Source organism: Humibacter ginsenosidimutans (assembly GCF_007859675.1).
GTDB classification, from domain to species: domain Bacteria; phylum Actinomycetota; class Actinomycetes; order Actinomycetales; family Microbacteriaceae; genus Humibacter; species Humibacter ginsenosidimutans.
Window position 1 is genome coordinate 4142053 of sequence record NZ_CP042305.1, and the last position, 26106, is coordinate 4168158.

The following is a 26106-nucleotide window of genomic DNA, read 5'->3' on the forward strand; positions in this document are numbered from 1 at the left end:
CGCCGGAGAATGCTCTGATAACGCCAACACTTCTCACTACGGTGCTGTCTGCCAACGGCAATGGCTCTGACGGCGGCTTCACCGGTCCCTCGATCGACGACTTCTTCCCTCCCGCGGTTCTCTTCGCGGGAACGCCGTTCGAAATGAACCGCGTGATGCTCATCCGCGTTCTGGTCCTCGTTCTGCTGATCCTGGTCTTCTGGCTGGGCACGCGGAACATGAAGCTGCGCCCCTCGCGCATCCAGACCGCGTTCGAGTACATGGTCGGGTTCGTGCGCAACGGCATCATCTACGACACGCTCGGCGAGCGGATCGGCAAGCGCTACGAGCCGATCCTGTTCACGTTCTTCTTCCTCATCCTCGGCATGAACCTGATGGGATCCATTCCGGGGTTCCAGCTCGCGCCCACCGCACTGATCGGCCTTCCTCTCGTGATGGCGGTGGTCTCGTGGGGCATGTTCATCTACGCGGGCATGCGGGAGAAGGGGTGGCGGTTCTGGAAGGACTCGCTGTTCGTCCCCGGTGTTCCGTGGTTCCTCTACCCGCTGCTCGCCCCGCTGGAGTTCCTCTCCACCTTCATCGTGCGTCCGGTGACGCTGACGCTCCGACTCACGATGAACATGCTGGCCGGGCACATGCTCGCCGTGCTGTGCTTCCTGGCGACCCAGTTCTTCTTCTTCACGGTGCTCGCCGACGGCAACCTGCTCGGCCTGCTCGGCATCGGATCCTTCGCCTTCGCCATCGTCTTCACCGTCCTCGACCTGTTCGTCGCGGTGCTTCAGGCGTACGTCTTCGCGATCCTCTCTGCCATCTACATCCAGCTCGCGGTCGCCGAAGAGCACTGATCCGCTCCTCACGGAATCAACCGCAGTAAAACCCCTCGAAAGGAACCATCAATGAATATCGTCGGACAGCTTGCACCGCTGGCATTCGGCCTCGCAGTCATCGGCTCCGGTATCGGCGTCGGTTACGTGATCGGTAAGACGATCGAGTCCGTCGCTCGCCAGCCCGAGCTCCAGGGCCGCCTGACCAGCCTCATGTTCCTCGGTGTCGCGCTGACGGAGGCCCTCTGCTTCATCGCCATCGCCGTCGCCTTCATCCCGTTCCCCGCGCCGTAATAGGTGCTGTCGATCCCATTTGTCGGCATTCTGAGCCAAGGAGTTTGAGTGCTTAGCGCCCTCGTCACCGCAGCGGAAGAGACCCACAGCCCGGTCCTTCCGTCCATTCCGGATCTGCTCTGGGGAACGATCGTCTTCCTGATCCTCCTCGTGTTCTTCCTCCGTTATGCGCTTCCGCGGCTCAACAAGCTCCTCGACGAGCGTCGCGAGGCCATCGATGGCAACATCGCTCGTGCCGAGCGCCTGCAGAACGAGGCCAATGAGGCGCTCGAGCACTACACGGCTCAGCTCGCAGAGGCCCGCTCAGAGGCGGGACGCATCCGGGAGCAGGCTCGTGCCGATGGCGCGGGCATCATCGCCGAGATGAAGGAGCAGGCCACGGCAGAGGCCGCCCGCATCACGGCGAACGTGCAGGTGCAGCTCGAGTCGGAGCGCGCAGCCGCCCTCGCATCGCTGCGCAACGACGTCGGCACCCTCGCCCTCGACCTCGCGTCGAGCATCGTCGGTGAGGTGCTCTCCGACGACAAGCGCGCCGAGGCCATCGTCGACCGCTTCCTGGCCGACCTCGAGGCCGACGAGAAGTCGAAGGCTGGCAAGTAGTGGGATCAGCGACTCGAGAGTCTCTCGCCGCGGCGGAGGCGGCCCTTTCGGCCGCTCCGACCGTGACGATCCAGACCGGTGAGCAACTGCTGTCGGCCGGCCGGATCATCGATGGATCGGCGCAGCTCCGCTCGGTGCTGTCCGACCCCGACTCGGCGAACAAGGGTCAGCTCGTCCGCACGATCTTCCGGTCGCTCGATGAGACCGCGTCGTCGCTCCTCGTCGGCATGGCGGACTCCAGGTGGTCGAGCACCGATCAGTTCCTCGACGCGGTCGAGGAGATCGGCATCCGCGCGATCGCCAGGGCATCCGGCGACGACGGGACCATCGAGTCCGAGCTGTTCTCCTTCGCCAAGGCCGTCGAGAGCGACGCAGAGCTGGAACTCGCGCTCGGCAGCAAGCTGGGCGATCCCGAGCGTCGGGTCGCCCTCGTCGATGCGCTGCTGACCGGCCGCGCGTCCGAGGCGACCATCGTGCTGCTGCGCTACGTCGTGCAGAACCAGCGCGGCAGGCGTATCGGTGAGTTGATCTCGCGAGTGGCCGACATCGTCGCCCACGATGCCGACGCCATCGTCGTCACGCTCACGGCGGCGACGGCGCCGACGACCGAGCAGCTCGACCGCCTTCGCACCGCGCTCACCGCCCGGTACGGTCGCACGCCCCGCTTCGACGTCACCGTCGATCCCGAACTCGTCGGAGGCCTGCGCGTGCAGGTGGGCGACGAAGTGATCGACGGCAGCATCGCCAACCGCCTCGCAGATCTGCGACTTCGACTCGCCGGCTGACGCCGGCCCACGAGCACAACCCAAGGAAAACCAAATGGCAGACATCAGCATCAGCCCCGATGAGATTCGCGCGGCGCTCAAAGATTTCGTCGCCGGGTACCAGCCCGACACCACGGCAGCGGTCGAGGTCGGCACCGTCGTCGACGCCGGTGACGGCATCGCCCACGTCGAGGGCCTTCCCGGCGCCATGGCGAACGAGCTTCTTCGCTTCGAAGACGGAACGCTCGGCCTCGCGCTGAACCTCGATGAGAACGAGATCGGTGTGGTCGTGCTCGGCGAGTTCGCCGGCATCGAAGAGGGCCAGCAGGTCACGCGCACCGGTGAGGTGCTCTCGGTCGCCGTGGGCGACGGGTACCTCGGCCGCGTCGTCGATCCGCTCGGCAACCCGATCGACGGCCTCGGCTCGATCGAGACCGTCGGCCGTCGCGCTCTCGAGCTTCAGGCTCCCGGCGTGATGCAGCGCAAGAGCGTGCACGAGCCCCTGCAGACGGGCATCAAGGCCATCGACGCCATGATCCCGATCGGTCGCGGACAGCGTCAGCTGATCATCGGCGACCGCCAGACGGGCAAGACGGCCATCGCGATCGACACCATCATCAACCAGAAGGCGAACTGGGAGTCGGGAGACCCCGACAAGCAGGTTCGCTGCATCTATGTCGCCATCGGTCAGAAGGGCTCGACGATCGCCTCGGTGAAGGGCGCTCTCGAAGACGCAGGCGCCATGGAGTACACGACGATCGTCGCGGCTCCCGCCTCCGACCCCGCAGGCTTCAAGTACCTCGCCCCCTACACGGGCTCGGCCATCGGCCAGCACTGGATGTACGACGGCAAGCACGTTCTGATCGTGTTCGACGACCTCTCGAAGCAGGCGGAGGCCTACCGCGCCGTGTCGCTGCTGCTGCGTCGTCCGCCGGGCCGCGAGGCATACCCGGGCGACGTCTTCTACCTGCACTCGCGTCTGCTCGAGCGCTGCGCGAAGCTGTCGGACGACCTCGGCCACGGTTCGATGACGGGTCTGCCGATCATCGAGACGAAGGCGAACGACGTCTCGGCGTACATCCCGACCAACGTGATCTCGATCACCGACGGCCAGATCTTCCTGCAGTCCGACCTGTTCAACGCCAACCAGCGCCCGGCCGTCGACGTGGGCATCTCGGTGTCACGAGTCGGTGGTGACGCTCAGGTGAAGTCGATCAAGAAGGTCTCCGGAACCCTGAAGCTCGAGCTCGCCCAGTACCGCGCGCTCGAGGCGTTCTCGATGTTCGCCTCCGACCTCGACGCCGCGTCGCGTCGTCAGCTCGACCGTGGTGCGCGTCTGACCGAGCTGCTCAAGCAGCCGCAGTACTCGCCGTTCCCTGTGGAGGAGCAGGTCGTGTCGATCTGGGCCGGCACCAACGGCAAGCTCGACGAGGTTCCGGTCGAAGACATCCTTCGTTTCGAGTCGGAGTTCCTCGACCACCTGCGTCGTACGACGAAGGTGCTCGACACCCTTCGCGAGACCAACGTTCTCGACGATGCGTCGGTCGCGACGCTGGAGCACGAGGTCGACGTCTTCAAGCTCGAGTTCCAGACGGGTGAGGGCAAGCCTCTGATCGAGCCGGGCAGTGAGCGCTACGCGGCGATCGAAGAAGAAGAGGTCGACCAGGAGAAGATCGTCACGGGTCGTCGCTGACCCGTATCGATCAGACACCGACGAGAGTAAGACAGGAGTCCCATGGCAGCGCAACTTCGGGTCTACCGGCAGCGCATCCGCACTGCCCAGACGACGAAGAAGATCACTCGCGCGATGGAGCTGATCTCGGCGAGCCGCATCTTCAAGGCGCAGGCTCGCGTGCAGGCGTCGGCACCGTACACGCAGCAGATCGTCCGCGCCGTGTCGGCCGTCGCCGCGTACTCGAACGCTTCGCACCTGCTGACCACCGAGCGGGAGAACATCGCGCGCGCCGCGATCGTGATCTTCACCTCCGACCGTGGCCTGGCGGGAGCATTCAACTCGCAGGTCATCCGTGAGGCGCTCGAGCTGGAGTCGCTGCTGCGCTCCCAGGGCAAGGACGTGGTCTTCTACCTCGTCGGTCGCAAGGCGGTCGGATACTTCGCCTTCCGCAAGCGCCAAAGCGTTCGCGACTGGGTCGGCGGCACCGATTCGCCCGACTTCGACACGGCGACGGAGATCGGCAACGAGCTCGTCGAATCGTTCACGAAGGGCTCTGAGGCCGGCGGCGTCGACGAGATCCACATCGTCTACAACCGCTTCGTCAGCATGCTGGTGCAGTCGCCGCGCGTCGTGCGTCTGCTGCCCCTCGAGCTCGTCGAGGGCGTGGAGCCGGTGGAAGACAAGGCGCTTCTTCCCGAGTACGAGTTCGAGCCTGATGCCGAGACGGTGCTCGACGCGCTTCTGCCCGTCTACATCAAGAGCCGCCTCTTCAACGCGATGCTCGAGTCGGCGGCGGCGAAGCACGCGGCCACCCAGAAGGCTATGAAGTCGGCGAGCGACAATGCCGACAAGCTCATCACCAACTACACGCGCCTCGCGAACAATGCCCGCCAGTCCGAGATCACTCAGCAGATCTCCGAGATCGTCGGTGGAGCCGACGCACTGGCCTCGCAGTAGGCGCACGAATCAACTACGTGTCTCAGATCGAAGAGAGAGAACAAATGACACCGACAGCCACCGCCGACCCCCAGGCCGCGGCAGCGGAGACGACGCCGGGCGTCGGCCGCATCGCTCGCGTGACCGGGCCCGTCGTCGACATCGAGTTCCCGCACGACGCGATCCCCGGGATCTACAACGCGCTCAAGACGACGATCTCGTTCACGGGTGACGAGGAAGAGGCGCACGAGATCACGCTCGAGGTCGCACAGCACCTCGGCGACGATCTGATCCGCGCCATCGCCCTCAAGCCGACGGACGGCCTCGTGCGCGGCCAGGAGGTGCGCGACACCGGAGCGCCGATCACGGTGCCCGTCGGTGACGTCACCAAGGGCAAGGTGTTCAACGTCACGGGCGAGGTGCTCAACGCCGAGCCCGGCGAGACGGTCGAGATCACCGAGCGCTGGCCGATCCACCGCAAGGCTCCCGCCTTCGACCAGCTCGAGTCGAAGACGCAGATGTTCGAGACCGGCATCAAGGTCATCGACCTTCTCACCCCGTACGTGCAGGGTGGAAAGATCGGCCTGTTCGGCGGCGCCGGTGTCGGCAAGACCGTTCTGATCCAGGAGATGATCCAGCGCGTCGCGCAGGACCACGGTGGTGTGTCGGTGTTCGCCGGCGTCGGTGAGCGCACTCGTGAGGGCAACGACCTCATCCACGAGATGGAAGAGGCCGGCGTCTTCGACAAGACCGCCCTCGTGTTCGGCCAGATGGACGAGCCGCCGGGGACGCGTCTGCGCGTCGCGCTGTCCGCCCTCACCATGGCGGAGTACTTCCGCGATGTGCAGAAGCAGGACGTGCTGCTCTTCATCGACAACATCTTCCGGTTCACGCAGGCCGGTTCCGAGGTGTCAACGCTGCTCGGCCGCATGCCGTCCGCCGTGGGTTACCAGCCGAACCTCGCCGACGAGATGGGTGTGCTCCAGGAGCGCATCACCTCGACGCGCGGTCACTCGATCACCTCGCTGCAGGCCATCTACGTGCCCGCTGACGACTACACCGACCCGGCACCGGCGACCACGTTCGCGCACCTCGACGCCACCACCGAGCTCTCGCGTGAGATCGCGTCGCAGGGCCTGTACCCGGCCGTCGACCCGCTGTCTTCGACGAGCCGCATCATGGACCCGCGCTACCTGGGTGCCGACCACTACCGCGTCGCGACCACGGTGAAGCAGATCCTGCAGAAGAACAAGGAGCTGCAGGAGATCATCGCCATCCTCGGTGTCGACGAGCTCTCCGAAGAGGACAAGATCACGGTGTCGCGTGCTCGCCGCATCCAGCAGTTCCTCTCGCAGAACACCTACATGGCCAAGAAGTTCACGGGCGTCGAAGGTTCGACGGTTCCGCTGAAGGACACCATCGAGTCGTTCGACGCGATCTGCCGCGGTGACTTCGACCACGTGGCGGAGCAGGCGTTCTTCAACGTCGGCCCGATCTCCGACGTCGAGGCCAAGTGGGCGCAGATCCAGAAGGAGAACGGCTGACCATGGCCACGCTGAAGGTCAGCGTCGTCTCGGCGGACCGCGAGGTCTGGACGGGCGAGGCAGCCATGGTCGTCGCGCGCACCGTCGTGGGTGAGCTGGGCATCCTGGCTGGTCACCAGCCGGTGCTCGGCGTGCTCGCGGAGGGCGAGGTGCGGATCACGCTCCCAGGGGGAGAACGTCTGGTCGTCGACGCCGCGGACGGGTTCGTGTCGTTCGAGAACAACCAGCTGTCTGTCGTCGCGAGCAAGGCTCAATTGGTCTGAGCTCGCTTCGAGCGCGCCGAGTTCGATGGGGGATCGAATGCCCGACAAAGGGGAAAGCGTCGAGCGGCAGTTCGGCGACGTCAGAATCCCGATTCTGATCGCGATGGCCGGGCTGCCGGGGGCCGGCAAGTCGACGATCGCCGAGGTGATCAGCGCCAGGCTCGGCGCCACGATCGTGTCGGTGGACCCGATCGAGTCGGCCATCCTGCACGCGGGCATCGACGCCGACCAGCCGACCGGCCTGGCCGCGTACCTCGTTGCCGAGACTCTCGCCGAGCAGGTGCTCATGTCGGGCCACAGCGTGATCGTCGACGCGGTCAACGCGGTGGAGCCGGCCCGGCTGCAGTGGCGCGATCTCGCCAAGCGCGCGGATGTGCCGTTGCGCGTGATCGAGGTGGAGTGCTCCGATGCCGATCTGCATCGCGAGCGTCTCGAGAAGCGTGTGCGCAACCTGCCGCATTTCGAAGAGCCCTCGTGGCGCGCCGTCGAACAGAGCCTGGAGGACTATCAGCCGTGGAAGGGCGAAGTCGCCGAACTGCCCAGGATCACCCTGGACACCGTGAACGCGCTCGGTCAGAACGTGGACGCGGCGGCGCGCTTTCTCGCGCCCTGAGCCGCCGCGCGGCGGCCTCGTGCTGATCCTGCTGCCGCCCTCCGAGTCGAAGCGCACCGGCGGGGCAGGCAAGGCGCGGCTCGACCTCCACTCTCTGCGCTTTCCCGAGCTGCGCCGTGCTCGTGAGGTCGCATCGATGGCGCTCGCAGTGCTCGCACGCGATGTCTCGGCCGAGGACGCCGCGAAGCAACTGGGCATCCCGCCCACCCTGGTGCACGAGGTCGCAGCGAACGCCGCCCTCTTCGACTCGCCGCTGATGCCGGCGATCGATCGCTACACCGGGGTGCTGTACGACGCACTGGATGCCGCAAGCCTGCCCTCCGAGGCTCGTCGCCACCTCGGTCGCACGGTGGCTGTGCATTCGGCTGTCTTCGGCCCTGTCGGCGCGCTCGACCGCATCCCCGACTATCGCATGTCGGCGACGTCACGTTTGCCGGGCATCCGCCTGAAGCAGCTCTGGGCGCCGGCCGTCTCCGCGGTGCTGGCGGTGGCATCCGGGCCCGTCGTCGACCTGCGCTCCGAGAGCTATGTCGCGCTCGGACCGGTGACGGGTGTTCGCGACGATGCGGCGTACGTGCGCGTGATGACGGAGGGCGACGACGGCGTGCGTCGCGCACTCAACCACTTCAACAAGCATGCCAAGGGGATGCTCGTGCGCGCCTTCGCTCTCGACCGTCCGCGCATCCGCTCGATCGCCGGCTTCGTGGACTGGGCGCGCGGAGCGGGCTTCCGCATGGAATCCGCAGGTGATCAGGAGGTTCGGCTCCTGGTCGACTGAGCTAGGATCGGGATTGTGCCAGCGGGGGTCGGCACGATTCGTTGCGGCGACGCCCGGGCCACTCAATCAGGGCGTTCGCGGTGTTCTCTTGTTGCGTCTTCATCGCGGGCGAACGCAATACCGTCGGGTCGGCGAATGAGGTCGGCGCACGTCCCCTCCGCGCGCCAGAATGATCGTTCACGGTGCGATGACCGGGTTTCTGATCGCCTGCGGTCGGGCAAGTGCGATACCGGTCACCACGAGGCACACCGTCAGGATCATCAGACCACCGCCGACCCGGCCTTGTCTGCTACGCGGCGCGCTGAGAGTCGGGAGTTCGCGAACGATCGTGGCGTGCGCGCCGTCGCAGGCAGGCGGCGTGTCAGCTCTCGTCGTGCTGCGCGTCCGAGGCGAGCCAGCACCCCGCCAGGTGATCATCGACGAGACCGGCCGATTGCATGAGTGCGTACATCGTGGTGGGTCCCACGAAGCGGAACCCGAGACCGCGAAGTCGTTTGCTCAGTGCCGTGGATTCCGGTGTGATGGCAGGGACCTCGGACATCGAGGCGGGCGGAGCGTCGTGCATCGCGTCAGGAGCGAACGACCAGATGAGCTCGTTGAGCGGCTCGTCGAGCGCCATGGTCGCTCGGGCGTTGGCGATGGTCGCCTCGATCTTGCCGCGGTGCCTGATGATCTCGGCATTGGTCAAGAGCCGTTCGACGTCGGATTCGTCCATCGCTGCGACGCTGGCCGGATCGAAGCCGTGGAAGGCCTCCCTGAACGCCGGACGACGAAGCAGGATGGTGCGCCAGGAAAGTCCGGCCTGAAAGCCCTCGAGGCAGATCTTCTCGAAGAGTCTGCGGTCGTCGCGAAGGGGCCTGCCCCACTCCTCGTCGTGGTAGCGACGGTATTCGACGTCGGTGCCGATCCACCCGCATCTCGCGACGTCGTCGTCGCCGATCACGAGGTCGGGGCGTCGCGGGGTGACGGGCGCGTCGTCGCGCGCGGGAGCATCCGTGCCGGCCTCTCGGTTCGTGGTGGCGTTCATGCTGCGAGCGTGATCCCTTCGTGTTCGAGGAGCCAGAGCTTGGTCGGGACTCCCTCGCCTCCGCTGTAGCCCGTGACGCGGCCGTCCGACCCGAGCACTCGGTGACAGCCGATGAGCAACGGGATCGGATTGCTGCCGACGGCACCGCCGACGGCGCGTCCCGCTGAGGGCTTGCCGACCGCGAAACCCAACTCACCATATGTCGTGTACTCGCCCCAGCGGACCTCGCGCAGCCGATCCCAGACCGCACGGCGGAACGGAGTGCCGGCGGGGGAGAGCGGCACATCGAAATCGCGCCGCTCAGCCGCGAAATACTCATCGAGCTGCTCGCGGGTTTCGAGCAGCACGTCGTCCGGTCGCTCGATCTCGCCATCGTGAGGCAGGGCACCGCCTCGCTCGATGCTGAGCGAGGTGACCGCCGAGCCGTTCGAGATGAGCTCCAGTGCGCCGATCGGGCTCGGCATGCGAAGCAGGTAGGTCTCCATGCGGTTCAGAGTATGCGCGACCTCCGACTCCGCCGCGGGAGGTGCCGGCATCGGTGGACGGCGCGTGCGACATCACGGTTGGGGACGGAGAGTCGGATTCGGGAAAGGTGCGGATCGTCGGGACATCCAAAGGGTGACGACGGGCGCAGACCCTAGAATTTCGCCGTGGTTCTGCTCGATGTCATCTGCCTCGTCGTCGCTCTCGTGGCTGTCGCGTTCGCCGTGATCGCGCTCGTCAGGGCTCGGTCCGCCGAGGATCGGTCCGCGGCGGCGGCGGCGCAGATCGCGCGAGCCGAGAGCACGGCCCAGGCCGCGGCATCCGGCATGGAGCAGCTCGAAACCCGTGTGGCGCAGGCCAGGCAGGATGCCGTGCACGCGGCCGAAGAGGCGTCCAGAGCCGCGCAGGCGGCCGCCCAGGCCTCCGCTGCCGCGGCCGCCAGCAGGCGCGAGGCGGAAGCAGCCTCGGACAAGGCGTCGCAGGCCGAGGCGGAAGCGGCGCGCGCCGAAGCGGAGGCGGCCCGTCTCGAGGCGAGTGCGACCGATGGCGCCGTCGTCGCCGATACCGTGCAGGCAGGCGGGGCCTCGAGCACGAATCGAGCATCCGTGCAGCGGGCGGAGGACAGGGACGTCTCTGGTGGTGTCTCCGGCGAGACCGAGCGCGTGGTGCAGGTGGCATGGCAGTTGGAACGGGTGCGCAACGCGACCTGGGTGCTGCGCAACACCGGGCTCGCCACCGCGCGTGACGCCCTGCTGTCCGATGCGACCGTCCCACCGAAGTTCGTGCGGCCCGACGAGGTGATCCCGCGTGATGTCGAGCGTCAGGACGTGCTGCAGTTCAGGGTGACGGCCGGACGCGGCACGCCGCCGCCTCGCATCAGGGTGACCTGGCGCGAGGGTGCAGGATCGCCCGCCTATTCGCGCGAGTTCACGGTGCTCGCGGTCTAGCGGTGACTCGCTGCCGTCCCTCTTCTTTCTGGTGCGGCAGCGGGCTCGACCCTGCTTGGACAAGCGAACCTTCATTCGTCTCCGCTCTTGTGGAGTGAGTGCACACTCAGTTACGATCCCCGGGTGTCGAAGATCCCGAACCGAGCGAGCCCGCTGCCTCCGGAAGCGCGCAAGGCGGCGATCATCGAGGCCGTGATCCCGGCGATGATCGAGCACGGCGCCGCCCTCACCTCCCGCCAGATCGCCGAGGCGGCCGGCGTGGCGGAGGGCACGGTGTTCCGCGCCTTCGGCGACAAAGAGACGCTGCTTCGCGAGGCAGCAGAAACCTATCTCGACCCGGCGCCTCTCCGCGCGCGGCTCGCAGCGGTCGAGAGCTCGTTGCCGCTGGAGGAGAAGGTCTGCGCGGTGCTGACCCTTCTGCAGCAGCGGTTCCACGGCGTCATCAGCATCATGGCCGCGACCGGCCGCATCGGCGATGCCCCGCCCGATGTGCGGCAACGAACGCCCGAGCGCCCGTGGGAGTACGTGTCGATCGTCTCGGCGCTGATGAAGCCGGAGCTCGAACGGCTCAACGTACCGCTCGAGGACATCGCCCCCTACGTGCGCCTCATCGCGTTCGCGACCTCGATCCCGGCGTTCAATCAGGAGCGCGTCTTCGACCCGCGCGAGCTGTCGCGCCTCATCGTGTACGGCGTCGCCGGTGGCGGGGAGCCCGAAGACGAGGATGCCGCGCGCGCGCAAGCCGGACATGCGGCTTCGCGGGGGATGGCATCCACCGAACAGCGAGACGAAGCATCCACCCTGCAGGCCGTCGACGCCTGACCACCCGAGACATCGAACCGAGGACGAACAATGTTGATGAGACTTCTCGTGCGGTACCTGCGACCGCACTGGCCGCTGCTGGTCGGCGTGGTCGTGTTCCAGCTCTTGCAGTCGTTCGCGTCGCTGTACCTGCCGACGCTGAACGCCGATCTGATCGACAAGGGCGTGATCAAGGGCGACACCGGGTACATCATGGCCAACGGCGGGTTCATGTTGCTGGTCACGCTCGGCCAGGTGCTCTGCAACATCATGGCCGTGTACTTCGGGGCGAAGGCGTCGATGCGCCTCGGTCGCGACATGCGAGCCGCGCTGTTCGCACACGTCGGTGAGTTCTCGGAGCGCGAGGTGACGAAGTTCGGCGCGCCGTCGCTCATCACCCGCAACACGAACGACGTGCAGCAGGTGCAGATGCTCGTGCTGATGACGTGCACCCTGCTGGTCTCCGCACCGATCTTGGCGCTCGGCGGCATCATCCTGGCGATCCAGCAGGACGCCGGGCTGTCGTGGCTGATCGCGGTGAGCGTTCCCGTTCTGCTGATCTGCGTCGTGCTGATCATCACGCGCATGGTGCCGCAGTTCCGCAGGATGCAGAAGCGCATCGACCAGGTGAACCGGGTGCTGCGCGAACAGCTGTCGGGCATCCGTGTCGTGCGGGCGTTCGTGCGCGAGGACATCGAGCGCGACAGGTTCGACACGGCGAACGAGCAGGTCACGGAGACGGCGTTGAAGGCCGGCCGTCTGATGGCGCTGATGTTCCCGACCGTGATGCTCGTGCTCAACGTGTCGTCGGTCGCGGTGATCTGGTTCGGTGCGTTCCGCATCGACGACGGCACGCTGCAGGTCGGAACTCTGACCGCGTTCCTGAGCTACCTGATGCAGATTCTGATGGGCGTCATGATGGCCACGTTCATGTTCGTGATGGTGCCCCGCGCCGCCGTCTGCGCCGAGCGCATCGGGGAGGTGCTGGGAACGGCATCCACGGTGACGGCGTCGGAGCACCCGGTCACGGAGCTTCGCGAGCACGGGACGATCGAGCTGTTCGAGGTGGGATTCGCCTACCCGGGCGCGGAGGATCCGGTGCTCAGCGACCTCAACGTGCGCATCGAGCGGGGCCAGACGGTCGCGATCATCGGTTCGACGGGATCGGGCAAGACCACGCTCATCAACCTGCTGCCGAGGCTCTTCGACGCCACGAGCGGATCGGTGCTGGTCGACGGCGTCGACGTGGCCGAGATCGAACCCGACGTGCTCTGGGCGCGCATCGGGCTTGTGCCCCAGAAGCCCTATCTGTTCTCGGGCACCGTGGCATCCAATCTGCGCTACGGCAAACCGGATGCCACTGACGACGAGCTGTGGAGAGCGCTCGAGATCGCACAGGCGAGCGACTTCGTGCGGGAGATGGACGGGCAGCTCGAGGCCGAGATCGCCCAGGGTGGCACGAATGTCTCGGGCGGTCAGCGGCAGCGGCTCGCGATCGCCAGGGCGCTGGTGAAACGACCGGAGATCTATGTGTTCGACGATTCGTTCTCGGCGCTCGATCTTGCGACGGATGCCCGTCTGCGCCGCGCGCTCAAGCAGCGCGAGCAGGGCGCGACGTTCGTGATCGTGGCCCAGCGCGTGTCGACCATCACCGACGCCGACCAGATTCTCGTGCTCGAGAACGGCAGGATCGTCGATCAGGGCACGCATGAGGAACTGCTGGAGACATCCCCGACGTACGCGGAGATCGTGTCGTCACAACTGGCGGCGGAGGACGCAGCATGAGCGAGACAACAGGACGCGACCGTCCGGCGCCCGCGCGCCGCCGAGGTCCGGGCGGCGGCGGGCCGTTCGGCGGGGCGAACATGCCCGCCGAGAAGGCGATGAACTTCGGTCCGAGCGCGAGGCGACTGCTCGGCAGGCTGAGGCCGGAGTCGCTCGGCCTCGTGTTCGTCGTGCTGCTCGCCGTGGTGAGCGTGACGTTCAACGTGCTCGGTCCGAAGCTGCTCGGCGAGGGCACGAACATCGTCGTCGCAGGCTTCGTCTCCAAGAGTCTGCCCGCCGGCGTCACCCAGCAGCAGGTCATCGACGGCCTCAGGGCGAAGGGCGAGACGCAGCAGGCCGACATGCTCAGCGGCATGACCTTGACGCCTGGCCATGGCATCGACTTCACCGCGTTGTCGCACGTGCTGCTGCTCGTGCTCGTGCTCTACGTGCTGTCGTCGATCTTCAGCTGGCTGCAGGCGTACATCCTCAACGGCATCACCATGCGCACCGTCTACCGGCTGCGCAAAGACGTCGAGGCGAAGATCCACCGCCTGCCGTTGAAGTATTTCGACACGATGCCGCGCGGTGAGCTGCTCAGCCGGGTCACCAACGACATCGACAACGTGCAGCAGAGCCTGCAGCAGACCATGAGCCAGGTCGTCACGTCGCTGCTCACCGTGGTGGGCGTGCTCGTGCTGATGTTCGTGATCTCGCCGCTGCTCGCGCTCATCGCACTCGTCTCGATCCCGCTCACGCTGGTGGTGACGGTGCTGATCGCGAGGCGCTCGCAGAAGATGTTCGTGGCGCAGTGGCGTCACACCGGAACGCTGAACGCGCAGATCGAGGAGACCTACACGGGGCACGCGATCGTGAAGGTCTTCGGCAGGCAGCGCGAGGTGAACGAGCGGTTCGCGGCGAAGAACGAGGAGCTCTACAAGGCGAGCTTCGGAGCGCAGTTCGTCTCCGGGATCATCCAGCCCTCGATGCAGTTCGTCGGAAACCTCGTCTTCGTGGCGATCGCGGTGGTGGGCGGACTTCAGGTGGCGGCCGGCATCATCCAGATCGGTGACGTGCAGGCGTTCATCCAGTACTCGCGCCAGTTCACGCAGCCGCTGGCCCAGCTCGGCTCGATGGCCAACCTGCTGCAGTCGGGCGTCGCCTCCGCGGAGCGCGTGTTCGAGCTGCTGGATGCGGACGAGGAGTCCGAGGATCCGGCCGAGCCGGCGAGCCTCGGTGCCACAGAGGGGCGGCTCGAGTTCGAGGACGTCTCGTTCCGCTACGCGGAGGACAAGCCGCTGATCGACGACCTGTCGCTCGTCGCCGAGCCGGGGCAGACCGTCGCGATCGTGGGTCCCACCGGAGCGGGCAAGACCACGCTCGTGAACCTCATCATGCGGTTCTACGAGGTGGATTCCGGGCGCATCGCGCTCGACGGCATCGACATCACGGAGCTGACCAGGCGCGAGCTGCGCAGCCGCATCGGCATGGTGCTGCAGGACACCTGGTTGTTCGCGGGCACCATCAGGGAGAACATCGCGTACGGTCGCCCCGATGCCACGGAGCAGGAGATCGTCGACGCGGCGACCGCCAGCTACGTCGACCGGTTCGTGCGCTCGCTGCCCGACGGCTACGACACGGTTCTCGACGACGACGCCAGCAACATCTCGGCGGGCGAGAAGCAGCTGCTCACGATCGCGCGCGCGTTCCTCGCTCGGCCGAGCGTGCTCATCCTCGACGAGGCGACGAGCTCGGTCGACACCCGAACCGAGCTGCTGGTGCAGAAGGCGATGAGCGCGCTGCGCGAGGGGCGCACGAGCTTCGTCATCGCCCACCGGCTCTCCACCATCAGAGACGCCGACCTCATTCTCGTGATGGAGGCCGGACACATCGTGGAGCAGGGCACGCATGCGCAGCTTCTCGCGGCCGGCGGCGCCTACTACACGCTGTACAACGCGCAGTTCGCAGGAGCCGTCACCGACGAGGTCTGACTCGTCGTCCCCCGTCCGCGGGCGACGACGAGAGTGCACAGATGCGGGGATCCGCCCGATGCGGGTCCTCGCATCGACGCCACCCTTGTGCCATGCCAGCACACGTCATCGCGTCGGATCCCCTCGACCTGCTCACCCTCGTTCCCGAACTGATCGGCTTCGAGCCGCAGAACAGCCTCGTGCTCGTCGCGTTCCGCGGCGCGAGAACGTGCGGGACCCTGCGGGTCGACCTCCCCGACGCCACGGCGTCGTCGGGGGAGATCAGGCTCTGGGCGCAGTCGGCGCTCGGCGTCGTGCGCAGGCTGCACGACGTCGACGCCGTGCTGCCGGTCGTCGTCACCGACGAGGCCTGCGGTGGCGGCGAACCTCGTGGCGAGCTGGTGGAGCGTCTGCGGAGGCAAGCATCGTCGATGAGGCTGCGCATCTCCGGCCCCCTCTACGAGGCGTGCGACGCGTGGGGCAGCTATGGCGGCAAGCGGCGTGCAAGGGGCGAGCTGGATGCCGCGAGGCGGCTGCGCAGACTCGATCCGGATGCCGCCCCGGTGCGAGGCAGACCGGGCGAGGAGGTCGAACTCGACGCAGTCGACCACGCGCTGGTCGCACGAACGGCCGCTCTGCTGGAGCGACTCGACGACGCGAGTCGCAGCGGCGAAAGCGTTGATCAGGTTCCCGACCCCGTCTGGTTCGCCGGGTACTGCGCGGGTTGGGATGCCGATGCCGTCGGGCCGGCGGCGGCAGCGCTCACCGCGCACGTGCTGGAGCAGCCGTGGGCGCGCGACGTCGCGCTCTTCACCTGGGCCTGGGGACGTGCGGCAGGACGACGGGCCTTTCGCTTCCAGGAGCGATGGCGGCGAGGCGGCCCGTTGCGCGACGAACGGCTCGCGTCGGCCTTGGCGGGGGAGGCCGTTCTCGGCCGACCCTCCGTGTCGGGCGTGGAACACGCGATCGGCCTTCTGCGCAGAGTGGCCGCGCTGCTGCCCGCAACACGGCGGGCGCCGGTGCTCTCGTCGCTGGCATGGCTGAGCTGGGCTCTCGGCCGAGGCTCCGTCGCCGGCGGCTATGTCGCTCTGGCTCGCGAGTGCGATGCGGGATACGGCTTCGCCGAACTGGTCGAGACCATGCTCGACCGCAGCATGCTGCCGCAATGGGCATTCGGGTCGGGCGGCACGACGCCGCGTGAGCTGGCGACGAAGGGCTCTGGGGGCGTCGTGCCCAAGGGGTGATGGCCGCTCCGCGCTCGGCGCTCCGCGAGCATCGTGCAGGCCGGCCACTACACTCGGTGATGCGATGACGGGGAGGGGATCGGTGGCCTCAGCACAGCCCTTCGGGAGAAGCAGGGGCTACGTATACGCGTCGGCCCCGCGTCCCCCCCGAAGACGACTGGATCGCCGTCGTCGCCGACGCGTTCGTGGCACTCATCGAGTCCGGCCACGGCGACCGGGGCGTTGATGCCCTGACCAGGCTCGCGCAGGCCGGCCCGGTCTCGCTCGAAGAGATCGTGTCCGCCATCCCGGCGGGAACGGGCGGTGTCGACTCCTTCGCCGTGGCGCGTTACGACGAGGAGACGGCAGACGGGTGGCAGATCACCGCCGTCGTGCGCGGTCGCGCCGTCGTCGACGTCTATTCGGTGGGCGGAGCCCGGCGGTTCACCTCCTCAGGCATGCAGCCTTGGCTGATCGCGACGTTCCGCGACGTCGTCGCGGTGGAGCTCGGCGGCCCGGCGCGTCGCTTCGGCGCGATCTCGCATCGTGCCCCGAGCGCGCTCGCCATCGGGCAGGGCAGCGCTCATGCTGGCGGAGTGCTGTGGTCGGCGGTCGCAGCCGAGAGCGCTGGGTTCGAGACGGCCGACGGCGAAGCGGGCTACGTGCGCCCGCCCGCCTCCTTCGACGACGACACGGTTCGCCATGTGCGCGCACTGATCGGCGCTGCGCAGTCCGGGTCCGCTGCTTCACCGAGCATCGGCCCCGGCCCTGACGTCGACGTCGATGTCGAAAGAATCGAGCGCGCGCCGCGGCCGGGGTTCGACGACGTCACCGTCGAACGCACAGCGGCCGACGAGCGCGCGGTGGACGAGCATGTGGTCAGCGAGCATGCGGTCGACGAGGCCGGACGCACACCGACGCACGGCGATGCCCCCTCCCTGCCGAAGGATGCCCCTACCGGGCTCGCAGGCCCCGTGGACGATGGGGAGGGGGCAGAGGCATCCGGAGTCGTTCTCGTCGCTGTCGCCGGTCATGACGCCGTGCCCCTCGAGAATCCCATCGTGGTCGGCAGAAAGCCTGTCGACAGGCGCCGATCGGGCAGTGCCTCCGTGCTCGTGACGGTGCCGTCTCCGCAGCACGTCGTCTCCGCCTCGCATGTGCGCATCGAACGCGCGGGGCGCGCCGTGGTCGTCACCGACCTGCGCTCCCGCAACGGCACCACGATCGCCCTCGCTGGCGGCGGCTCGCGGCGCCTCCGGCCCGGAGAATCGTTCGCCGTGCCGGGAGCCGCCACGATCGATATCGGCGACGGGACTATCATCGACATCACTCCGGCGGCACCGTGATCGAGCGTGCGTTCGGACAGCGACCCGTGATTCGCAGGCATGCAGATCCACCCGAGAGGATGCGCGCGTGACCCAGATCGGGCGAAGCAGCAAACGCCACCATGTGGCCGTGCCCGGCGGAGACGGCGCCCGCATCACGCTGGCCTGGGCGGCATTGACGGACAAGGGTTACCGGCGCGCCGTCAACGAGGACAGCCTGATCGCCAAGTCGCCCATCTTCGCCGTGGCGGACGGGATGGGCGGGCACAGCGCAGGCGACATCGCGAGCGCCGCCGTCGTGAGCAGGCTGGCGGAACGGGTGTCCGCCTCGTTCGTCGACGAGCGCGCGATCGACTCCGCTCTCCGAGCCGCCGTCGTCGACATGGAGAAGAGCGCGGGCCAGACCGATCTGGGCACGGGAACCACCGTGACGGGCTTCGCGCTGACCACGGCCGACGGCGCTCCGAACTGGCTCGTGTTCAACATCGGCGACTCGCGCGTCTACGAACTCGAGGAGGGTGAGCTGCGGCAGCTCACCGTCGATCACTCCATCGTGCAGGAGCTTCTCGACGCGGGCGCGATCACTCCGGCGGAGGCCGAGGTGCATCCGCACTCGAACGTCATCACCCGTGCCGTCGGCTTCAACGAAGACCCCGTGCCCGACTTCGCGCTGGTCCCCATCGTGGCCGGAACGCGGCTGCTCGCCTGCTCCGACGGGTTGACGAAGGAGCTCACCGAGCACGGCATCCGGCATTTCCTCACCGTCGGCACCAGCCCGCTCGATGCCGCAGGGCAGCTGATGGACGCCGCACTCGGCAACGGCGGCCGCGACAACGTCACCGTCGTGGTCGTCGACGTCCTCGAGACTCCCGAATCGCCGCGACCGAGCGGGCGCAGGGGCGCGAAGAAGCGCTGAGCGCGAGATGGCCTCCGATGGGCGCGCGATCCGCGTCCTGACGCCCATGACGCCCCCAGCTTGGGGCGCCTGAGCCGCCTACAATGGGGGCACGTTTCCCCGCCGGGGACGACAGTGCAGACGGGAGGCGCCGATGGCCAAGCGGCTGCCCTCCGCGCCGCCCAACCTGCCCGGATTCACCTACGTGCGCGCGCTCGGCGCCGGCGGCTTCGCCGACGTCTTTCTCTACGAGCAGAACATGCCGCGCAGGCAGGTGGCGGTGAAGGTGCTGCTCGCCGAGGTGGTGACGCCGAGCGTTCGCTCGATGTTCCAGATCGAGGCGAACCTGATGGCGCAGCTGAGCGCGCATCCTGCCGTGCTCACGGTGTATCAGGCGAGCGTGGCCGCCGACGGCCGGCCCTACATCGTCATGGAACTGTGCTCGCCGCAGCTCGGTCAGCGCTACCGCGTCGAGCCGTTGTCGGTGCCCGAGGCGCTCTCCGTCGGCATCCGCATCGCCGGTGCCGTCGAGACGGCGCACCGGGCGGGCATGCTGCACCGCGACGTGAAGCCGTCGAACATCCTCACCACCGCGTACGGGCATCCGGTGCTCTCCGACTTCGGCATCGCCGCGACCGTCGGCGACGCGGAACTGGCGGATGCCGTCGGCATGTCCGTGCCCTGGTCGGCTCCCGAGGTGCTCGCCGACGACACCTCGGGCACCGTCGCCAGCGAGGTGTGGTCGCTCGGGGCGACGATCTATTCGCTGATCGCCGGACGCTCGCCGTTCGAGGTGGTGGGCACCGACAACACCACGGCACAGCTCATCGGCCGGATCCAGCGTGCGAAGCCGCAACCCATCGATCGTGCCGACGTGCCGCCTCGGCTCGAGGCGGTGCTGGGTCGCACCATGGCCAAGAAGCCCGAGGCGCGACAGCAGTCGGTGATCGAGCTCATCCGCGACCTGCAGTCGATCGAGGCGGAGCTGGGCTTCGCACCGACCCCCGCCGATGTACCGTCAGACGGTTGGGTCGCAGCCATCCCGTCGGCTGATGACGACCGCACCGTGGTGCGTCCGTTCGCGCGCGAGGAGCGGCGCAGGTTCAGGATCGACGGAGCGGCATCGGGCGCGACCCCCGCGCAGTCGCGCGAGACCGGCGCGTCGACCCGGCCACGGGCATCCACTCGTCTCAGCGTCGGAGCCGTGTCTCTCATCGCCGCCTGCGCCGTGCTGGCAGCGGCGTTCGTGGTCACACTGGCGATCGTGCTCACGCGCGCTGGCTCGACGGCCGACATTCCCGTGGTGCGCAACATCGACGGGCGCGTCACGGCAGAGGGCATCCGGTTCCACTGGGACGACCCCGGCATCGCCCACGGCGACGAGTACCAGGTGAGCGTCGATGGCGCGGCGCCGAGCCTGCAGCAGAGCACGTCGTTCACCGTCGACTCGGCCGCTCGCCGGGTCTGCCTCACGGTGACGGTCAACAGATCGGGGCGAACGGGGGAACAGAGCATCCCGAAGTGCGTCGACCCGGCGGGGGACCAGTGATCCGTTCGTTCGTTCGTGGCCACCGCACCGTGGCGTGGACGGTGATCGTCGGGGTCGTCGTCGTGGCGCTGACGGCGACCATCGCCATCGTCTCCGGCGGGTTCGTGCAACAGCGCATGGTGCTCGGCGATGCCGCCGTGTGGGTGACGAACTCATCGAAGCAGCTGCTCGGCAGAGCCAACACCGCCATCGACTCGCTGAACTCGGCCGTCGTCGCGAGCGCCACGAGCGTCGACGTCGTGCAGTCGGGGTCGTCCGTGCTGCTCGTCGACCACAGCGACAACACCGTGTCTTCCGTCGACACCGCGACGGTGACGGCGGGCAAGCCGGTGGCGCTTCCGCCGCGCGATGCGCAGATCGGCATCGCGGGTTCGCGAGCCGTCATCGTGTCGGGCACGACCGGTCAGATCTGGCTCCTGCCGTTGAAGCAGCTCGAGACGTTCACCTCCGGCTCGACTCCCACCATCGATCTGGGCAGCCGCGTCATCACCTCGCTGAGCCCCGGCGGCACGCTGTACGCGTACTCCAGCCAGGCGGCGACCATGTACCGCATCGACGCCGAGCACGGCGACCAGGTCGCCCAGACCTGGCATGTCGAGGCTCCCGGCAAGGCGAGTTCGCGCACGACACCGCTGCAGCTGACGTCGACGGGCGCGGGGTGGATGCTGTACGACGCGACATCCCGCACCCTGCGTTCCGAGTCGGGCACGCACGTGCTCCCTGCCGCAGCGGGCGACGGGGGAGTCGTGGCGCAGCCGACCGACGCCGAAACAGCGCCCGTGGTCGCCGCGGATTCCGGCGTGTTCGTGCTCTCCGGCACTGCGTTCCGCCACACGGAGTCCGGCAGCTACGGAACGCCGGCCGCGCCCGTCTGGAACGATGGATGCCTCTACGCCGCCTGGAACACCGGCCAGACCTGGCGCTCCTGCACGGGTGGCGCCGCCGGTCGCCCGGGAACGCTCGCGTCGCTGCGCCCCGGCTCCGCCCTCACGTTCCGGGTCAACGACGGCACCGTCGTGCTCAACGACACGGCGCACGGCACGACCTGGTCCGTGCAGCACGGCAACGCACTGATCGACAACTGGTCGGACTTCGCCAAGCCCGACGACACGACGACGCAGTCGGAGGAGAACACCGAGGACACGCCGCCGAAGTACGAGAAGGCCGAGGTTCCGCCGGTCGCCGTCGACGACGAGTTCGGTGCGCGCCCTGGCACGACGAGCCCGTTGCCCGTGCTGCTCAACGACTACGACGCGAACGGCGACGTGCTGGTCATCGATTCCTTCACGCCCATCCCGCAAGAAGAGGGGCGCATCGCCCGCACCGCCGACGACCAGCAGCTGCAGATCACCTTGCCTGCCGACGCGAGCGGGCGCATCAGGTTCGAATACACGATCAGCGACGGCCGCGGCGGCGAGGCGCAGGCGCAGGTCACGGTGACGGTGCGCACCCCGGACGAGAACTCGCCGCCCGTGCAGGTGCGGGCGACGAAGGCGACGGTCGCCGCGGGCGGGCGGGTCTCGACGCAGGTGCTCGGGGACTGGTACGACCCGGACGGCGATCCGATCTACCTCGTCTCCGCGACCACGGCATCGCCCGACAGCGCGTCGTCGACCCCGGAGGGCACCGTGGTGTTCACCGGCTCGGGCTCCGGCACGGGCATGCGCAACGTCGCTCTCACAGTGTCAGACGGGAGGGCCGAAGCGCACGGCACGCTGGCCGTCACGGTGCGGCGCCCCACCGAGGTGCCGATCATCGTCGACCCGTTCGTGGCGACCGTGACGGCGGGCGACCAGATCACGATCTCGCCCTTGGCGCACGTGCGCGGCGGCGTGGGAACGGTGCGGCTGGCATCCGTTCCCGACAAGCCGGACGTCACGCTGCAGCCCAACCTCGACGACGGCACGTTCACGTTCTCCTCCGACACCCCGGGCAGCTACTACGTCGACTACACCGTCACCGATGGCCAGAGCACCGCGACCGGTGAGGTGCGCGTGGTGGTGAGCGCGCCGCAGGACGCGGGCGACGCCCCGGTCACGGTGCCGCACAACGCGTTCATCGAGCAGCAGAGCTCCGGTCAGGTCGACGTGACGGCCACCGACTACGACCCGGCCGGCGGGGTGCTGCTGGTCACGGGCGTGGCCGCGCCGAAGCAATCGGACGGCGTGAGCGTGCAGGTGCTGGAGCAGCACATTCTGCGGGTGACGCTGACCCGGCCGTTGAGCGGTCCTGTCACGTTCGGCTACACCGTGAGCAACGGCACGGCGAGCACGAACGGCACCGTGCGCGTCGTGGAGATCCCGCGGCCGGCGGTGCGGCAGCCGCCCGTGGCTGATCCCGATTCGGCCACCGTGCGCGTCGGCGACGCCATCGACATCCCCGTGCTCGACAACGACTCGCAGGCCGACGGCGACGACCTGACCTTGGACCCGGTGTTGCCGACACCGCTGCCGAAGGGCGCTGGACTGCTGTTCGCCTCCGGGAACGTGTTGCGCTACCTCGCGCCGGACAAGCCGGGCAACTACACGGCGGTGTACCGGGTCGACGACGCAGACGGGCAGTGGGCGACGGCGCAGGTGAGCATCGCGGTGCGCGAGATCGACGTGGCATCCAACAGGGCTCCCGTACCGCAGACCGTCACCGCGCGCGTGCTGGCGGGGAACACCGTGCGCATCCCCATCCCGCTGTCGGGCATCGACCCTGACGGTGACTCGGTGAAGCTCGTCGGCCAGTCGACCAATCCGCAGAAGGGGGCCGTGACGTCGGTCGGTCCGAACTGGATCGACTACCAGGCCGGCGACTACTCGGCGGGAACCGACACGTTCGACTACACCGTCGTCGACGCGCTGGGTGCGCACGCCGACGGAGTGGTGCGCATCGGCATCGCGCCGCAGGACGACACGGCACGCAACCCCGTCGCCGTCGAGGACCAGGTGGCGGTGCGGCCGGGGCGCACCGTCTCGGTGCAGGTGCTCGCGAACGATTCCGACCCCGACGGGGGAGCCCTGCACATCGTGTCGGTGCAGCGCACCTCGACGCAGATCGCCAAGGCGACGTTCACGAGCAAGATCGTCAAGGTCGTCGCGCCCAAGAAGGAGGGCAGATACGGCTTCATCTACACGATTCAGAACGACGCAGGCGGAACGAGCTCCAACTTCCTCACCGTGGTCGTGCGTGCAGATGCACCTTTGTCCAGGCCGGTCGTACAGGACACCGTGGTGTCGCTCAGCGACATCCTCGGCAAGCAGCAGATCACCGTCGATCCGCTCGCGAACGTGTTCTTCGCCGATGGGCCGGTGAGCAGCCTCAAGCTCTCGCTGGTCGACGGGTTCGGCGACACGGCGCACGTGACCTCCGACGGCCGCGTGCGCGTGCGGGTGCTGGCGAAGTCGCAGATCATCCCGTTCAAGGTCACGCATCCCGACGATGCGTCGATCTCGTCGTTCGGGTTCATCTGGGTTCCGGGGCTCGACGATGCCCTTCCTCAGCTCAAGCCCGGCGCGCCGAAGCTCACGGTGCAGAGCGAGAAGACGCTCGTCATCGACCTCGACAAGTACGTCGTGGCGGCGGGAGGCAAATCCGTGCGGCTCACGGACTCGTCGCACGTGCACGCCACGCATGCCGACGGCTCGTCGCTGGTGCGCAACAGCCACACCCTCGTCTACACGAGCGCCTCGCGGTATTTCGGGCCGGCATCCATCTCGTTCGAAGTGACGGACGGCAGCTCGGCCAACGATCCGCGCGGACACATCGCCACGCTCGTGCTGCCGATCACCGTCACGGCCCGCGACAACCAGCCGCCGACCTTCACCGGCGCCCAAGTCGATTTCGAGCCGGGTCAGCAGAAGACGCTCGACCTGCTGAAGCTCACCAGGTATCCGTACGCGCGCGATCAGGGCGAACTGCAGTACAGCGTGCTCGATCCTCAGCCTCAGGGTGCATCCGTCTCGCTGCAGGGGAGCAGCCTGACCGTGAAGGTCTCCGATCAGACCGGCAAGGGCACGCATCTCAGCGTGATCGTCGGCGTGCGGGATGCCGTCAACACCGGCAAGTCGGGACGGATCGATATCACGGTCGTTCCCTCGACGAGGCCGCTCGCCGTTCCGCAACCCGATCAGGTGGTCGCCAGGCGCGGGGTGACGACCACCGTCAACGTGCTGGCGAACGACGCGGCCACCAACCCCTTCCCCTCGACGCCGCTGCGCGTGATCGCGGTGCGCGGGTTGGCGAACGGCGCGCTGCCGCAGGGCGTCAGCGTGACGCCGAGCGCCGATCGCTCCCATCTCACGGTGAGCGTGGCGGCGAACGCGGTGCCCGCCGACACGACCCTGCAGTACGAGGTCGCCGATGCGACGAACGACCCTGCCCGCTACACCTGGGGAACCGTCACGATCTCCGTCGAAGACCGGCCGGAACCGGTCTCCAACGTGAGCATCGCCGGCGTCGCCGACCATCAGCTGACCGTCGCGTGGGATGCCGGCTCGGACAACAATTCCGCGATCAAGAACTACGTCGTCTCGCTCGTCGCCTCCGGTCAGGTCGTCGGCACGACCACGTGCGACGCCACGACGTGCACCGTGCCCACCCCTGGCAACGGGCCGCAGAACGCCGTGACCGTGCAGGTGGTGGCGGTGAACGGCATCGGAAGGTCCGATCCCGTCAGCTACCCCGACGCCGTGTGGTCGAACGTCGTTCCCGGCGCGCCGACCGACGTGACGGCGACACGCGGAGACCAGAGCATCCGGGTCAGCTGGGATCCGCCGAAGTCCGGTGGCGGGAGCGTCGTCACCGCGTACCGGGTGTCGGTGGGCACGGCGACGGTCACCGTCGACGGCGGCACGACTTCCGCCAAGATCACCGGACTCACCAACGGGCAGCAGGTGCAGGCGACGGTCACCTCGATGAACGACTTCTACGGGGTGTCGCCGGCGTGGAACTCGGCCGTGTCGAATGCCGTCACGCCCGCGGGGGCGCCGATCTGGATATCCACGCCCTCCGTGACACCGAGAAATGACGCGAACGGAACCGTGGACATCGGTTGGGGGTCGGCCGCGAACGCCAACGGATCGGCGATCACCTCGTATTCGGTCTCGTGCGGTTCGCAGACGGTGACCACGACGGGCACCTCGACCAGCTGCACCTTGCCGACGGGACAGTCCACGACTGTCACCGTCACCGCCTCGAACGACGTGGGGAGCTCTACGTCGCAGCCTGTCTCGGCGACGCCGCCGGCAGCTCCGCAGACTCCCACGAGGGTCACCGTCTACGTCGCCGATCCCGGCGATTCCCAGAACGGCCGCTTCGTGCCGACCTTCCAGGGCGTCTCACCGACCCCGTCGACGAGCGGCGGCGGTTCGGTCTCGTATTCCGTCAAGATCAACGGCGGAGATCCGCAGCAGCTGGGCATCGGCGACCATCTGCCCGTGCAGTCGAACCAGTACGGGGTGCAGCTCTCCGTGTCGGTGCAGGTGACGGTCACCTATCCCAACGGCGCGACTCTGTCCAGCGGCTGGTCCGACCCGGTCTCGGCAGGCATGGCGGTGGATGCCACGCTCGGCGGCCTGCAATACACCCCTGCCGCGAACGGCAACGGTGGCACCTTCAGCTGGACGTCGGCCCCCGGAACGGCATCGACCACACCGGCCGGCCCGTACAACTCGGTCTCGATCACGTGCAACGGCACGCAGGCGACCGGCAACACCTGCACCACGAACTCGACGAACCCCACGCTGGCCGTGCGCGTCGGAGCAAACGGACGCACCTACGAGATGGACTACCCAGGGCAATGACCGAAGAGCACGAGCACGACACCCAAGACCGCAGCACGGGTC

Annotated in this window: 21 protein-coding genes; 19 read left to right on the forward strand and 2 right to left on the reverse strand. The window is 67.9% G+C overall.

The window, feature by feature from the left end:
- The first annotated feature begins 41 nt into the window (after positions 1 to 41).
- The 10 genes from atpB to FPZ11_RS18995 are packed head-to-tail and all read left to right on the forward strand — an operon-like array spanning position 42 to position 8291.
- Positions 42 to 845, forward strand: a complete 804-nt coding sequence (gene atpB / locus FPZ11_RS18950; RefSeq protein ID WP_246846415.1) for a F0F1 ATP synthase subunit A — start codon at positions 42 to 44, stop codon at positions 843 to 845.
- A 51-nt stretch (positions 846 to 896) separates the two neighbouring features.
- Positions 897 to 1118, forward strand: coding sequence for an ATP synthase F0 subunit C (atpE, locus tag FPZ11_RS18955; protein WP_146322550.1), 222 nt, complete (start codon positions 897 to 899; stop codon positions 1116 to 1118).
- A 48-nt stretch (positions 1119 to 1166) separates the two neighbouring features.
- A complete protein-coding gene (locus FPZ11_RS18960; RefSeq protein WP_146322551.1) occupies positions 1167 to 1718 on the forward strand; it encodes a F0F1 ATP synthase subunit B in 552 nt (183 codons plus the stop codon).
- The gene (locus tag FPZ11_RS18965) at positions 1718 to 2503 is read left to right on the forward strand and encodes a F0F1 ATP synthase subunit delta (RefSeq protein WP_146322552.1); all 786 of its coding nucleotides are present in this window, start codon (positions 1718 to 1720) and stop codon (positions 2501 to 2503) included. The genes FPZ11_RS18960 and FPZ11_RS18965 overlap by 1 nt, the downstream gene beginning before the upstream one ends.
- A gap of 34 nt (positions 2504 to 2537) precedes the next feature.
- Complete coding sequence (atpA, locus tag FPZ11_RS18970; protein WP_146322553.1) at positions 2538 to 4175, forward strand: F0F1 ATP synthase subunit alpha; 1638 nt, start codon at positions 2538 to 2540, stop codon at positions 4173 to 4175.
- Positions 4176 to 4217: 42 nt separating this feature from the next.
- Complete coding sequence (locus FPZ11_RS18975) at positions 4218 to 5114, forward strand: F0F1 ATP synthase subunit gamma (RefSeq protein ID WP_146322554.1); 897 nt, start codon at positions 4218 to 4220, stop codon at positions 5112 to 5114.
- A 44-nt stretch (positions 5115 to 5158) separates the two neighbouring features.
- Positions 5159 to 6637 carry a F0F1 ATP synthase subunit beta gene (atpD, locus tag FPZ11_RS18980; RefSeq protein ID WP_146322555.1) on the forward strand — a complete coding sequence of 493 codons (1479 nt, stop codon included), beginning with the start codon at positions 5159 to 5161 and terminating at the stop codon, positions 6635 to 6637.
- Positions 6638 to 6639: 2 nt separating this feature from the next.
- Positions 6640 to 6900: a F0F1 ATP synthase subunit epsilon gene (locus FPZ11_RS18985; RefSeq protein WP_146322556.1), complete on the forward strand. Its 261-nt coding sequence runs from the start codon at positions 6640 to 6642 to the stop codon at positions 6898 to 6900.
- 37 nt (positions 6901 to 6937) lie between these two features.
- Positions 6938 to 7513 carry a P-loop nucleotide/nucleoside kinase family protein gene (locus FPZ11_RS18990; protein ID WP_146322557.1) on the forward strand — a complete coding sequence of 192 codons (576 nt, stop codon included), beginning with the start codon at positions 6938 to 6940 and terminating at the stop codon, positions 7511 to 7513.
- Positions 7514 to 7532: 19 nt separating this feature from the next.
- The gene (locus tag FPZ11_RS18995; RefSeq protein ID WP_146322558.1) at positions 7533 to 8291 is read left to right on the forward strand and encodes a YaaA family protein; all 759 of its coding nucleotides are present in this window, start codon (positions 7533 to 7535) and stop codon (positions 8289 to 8291) included.
- 361 nt (positions 8292 to 8652) lie between these two features.
- Here FPZ11_RS18995 and FPZ11_RS19000 read toward each other — a convergent pair whose 3' ends face one another.
- Positions 8653 to 9318: a DNA-3-methyladenine glycosylase I gene (locus FPZ11_RS19000; protein ID WP_146322559.1), complete on the reverse strand. Its 666-nt coding sequence runs from the start codon at positions 9316 to 9318 to the stop codon at positions 8653 to 8655.
- Positions 9315 to 9803: a methylated-DNA--[protein]-cysteine S-methyltransferase gene (locus FPZ11_RS19005; protein WP_246846416.1), complete on the reverse strand. Its 489-nt coding sequence runs from the start codon at positions 9801 to 9803 to the stop codon at positions 9315 to 9317. The genes FPZ11_RS19000 and FPZ11_RS19005 overlap by 4 nt, the downstream gene beginning before the upstream one ends.
- 165 nt (positions 9804 to 9968) lie before the next feature.
- Between FPZ11_RS19005 and FPZ11_RS19010 the strand changes: the two genes are divergently transcribed.
- The 9 genes from FPZ11_RS19010 to FPZ11_RS19050 all read left to right on the forward strand — a co-directional run bounded on the left by FPZ11_RS19010 (position 9969) and on the right by FPZ11_RS19050 (position 26064).
- The gene (locus FPZ11_RS19010) at positions 9969 to 10748 is read left to right on the forward strand and encodes a hypothetical protein (RefSeq protein WP_146322560.1); all 780 of its coding nucleotides are present in this window, start codon (positions 9969 to 9971) and stop codon (positions 10746 to 10748) included.
- Between the two features lie 123 nt (positions 10749 to 10871).
- Positions 10872 to 11570: a TetR/AcrR family transcriptional regulator gene (locus FPZ11_RS19015; RefSeq protein WP_146322561.1), complete on the forward strand. Its 699-nt coding sequence runs from the start codon at positions 10872 to 10874 to the stop codon at positions 11568 to 11570.
- Between the two features lie 30 nt (positions 11571 to 11600).
- On the forward strand, positions 11601 to 13334 hold the full coding sequence (locus FPZ11_RS19020; RefSeq protein ID WP_146322562.1) for an ABC transporter ATP-binding protein: 1734 nt from the start codon (positions 11601 to 11603) through the stop codon (positions 13332 to 13334).
- On the forward strand, positions 13331 to 15304 hold the full coding sequence (locus FPZ11_RS19025; protein ID WP_146322563.1) for an ABC transporter ATP-binding protein: 1974 nt from the start codon (positions 13331 to 13333) through the stop codon (positions 15302 to 15304). The genes FPZ11_RS19020 and FPZ11_RS19025 overlap by 4 nt, the downstream gene beginning before the upstream one ends.
- Positions 15305 to 15396: 92 nt before the next feature.
- Positions 15397 to 16527, forward strand: coding sequence for a DUF4192 family protein (locus FPZ11_RS19030; protein WP_168203919.1), 1131 nt, complete (start codon positions 15397 to 15399; stop codon positions 16525 to 16527).
- Between the two features lie 185 nt (positions 16528 to 16712).
- Positions 16713 to 17852, forward strand: a complete 1140-nt coding sequence (locus tag FPZ11_RS19035) for an FHA domain-containing protein (RefSeq protein WP_146322565.1) — start codon at positions 16713 to 16715, stop codon at positions 17850 to 17852.
- A gap of 67 nt (positions 17853 to 17919) precedes the next feature.
- Positions 17920 to 18747 (forward strand): PP2C family protein-serine/threonine phosphatase, encoded by an 828-nt coding sequence (locus tag FPZ11_RS19040; protein ID WP_146322566.1) that lies wholly within the window; start codon positions 17920 to 17922, stop codon positions 18745 to 18747.
- A gap of 133 nt (positions 18748 to 18880) precedes the next feature.
- Entirely contained in the window at positions 18881 to 20275 is a 1395-nt protein-coding gene (locus tag FPZ11_RS19045; protein ID WP_146322567.1) for a serine/threonine-protein kinase, read from the forward strand.
- Between the two features lie 29 nt (positions 20276 to 20304).
- Positions 20305 to 26064: an Ig-like domain-containing protein gene (locus FPZ11_RS19050; protein WP_146322568.1), complete on the forward strand. Its 5760-nt coding sequence runs from the start codon at positions 20305 to 20307 to the stop codon at positions 26062 to 26064.
- Positions 26065 to 26106: the final 42 nt, after the last annotated feature.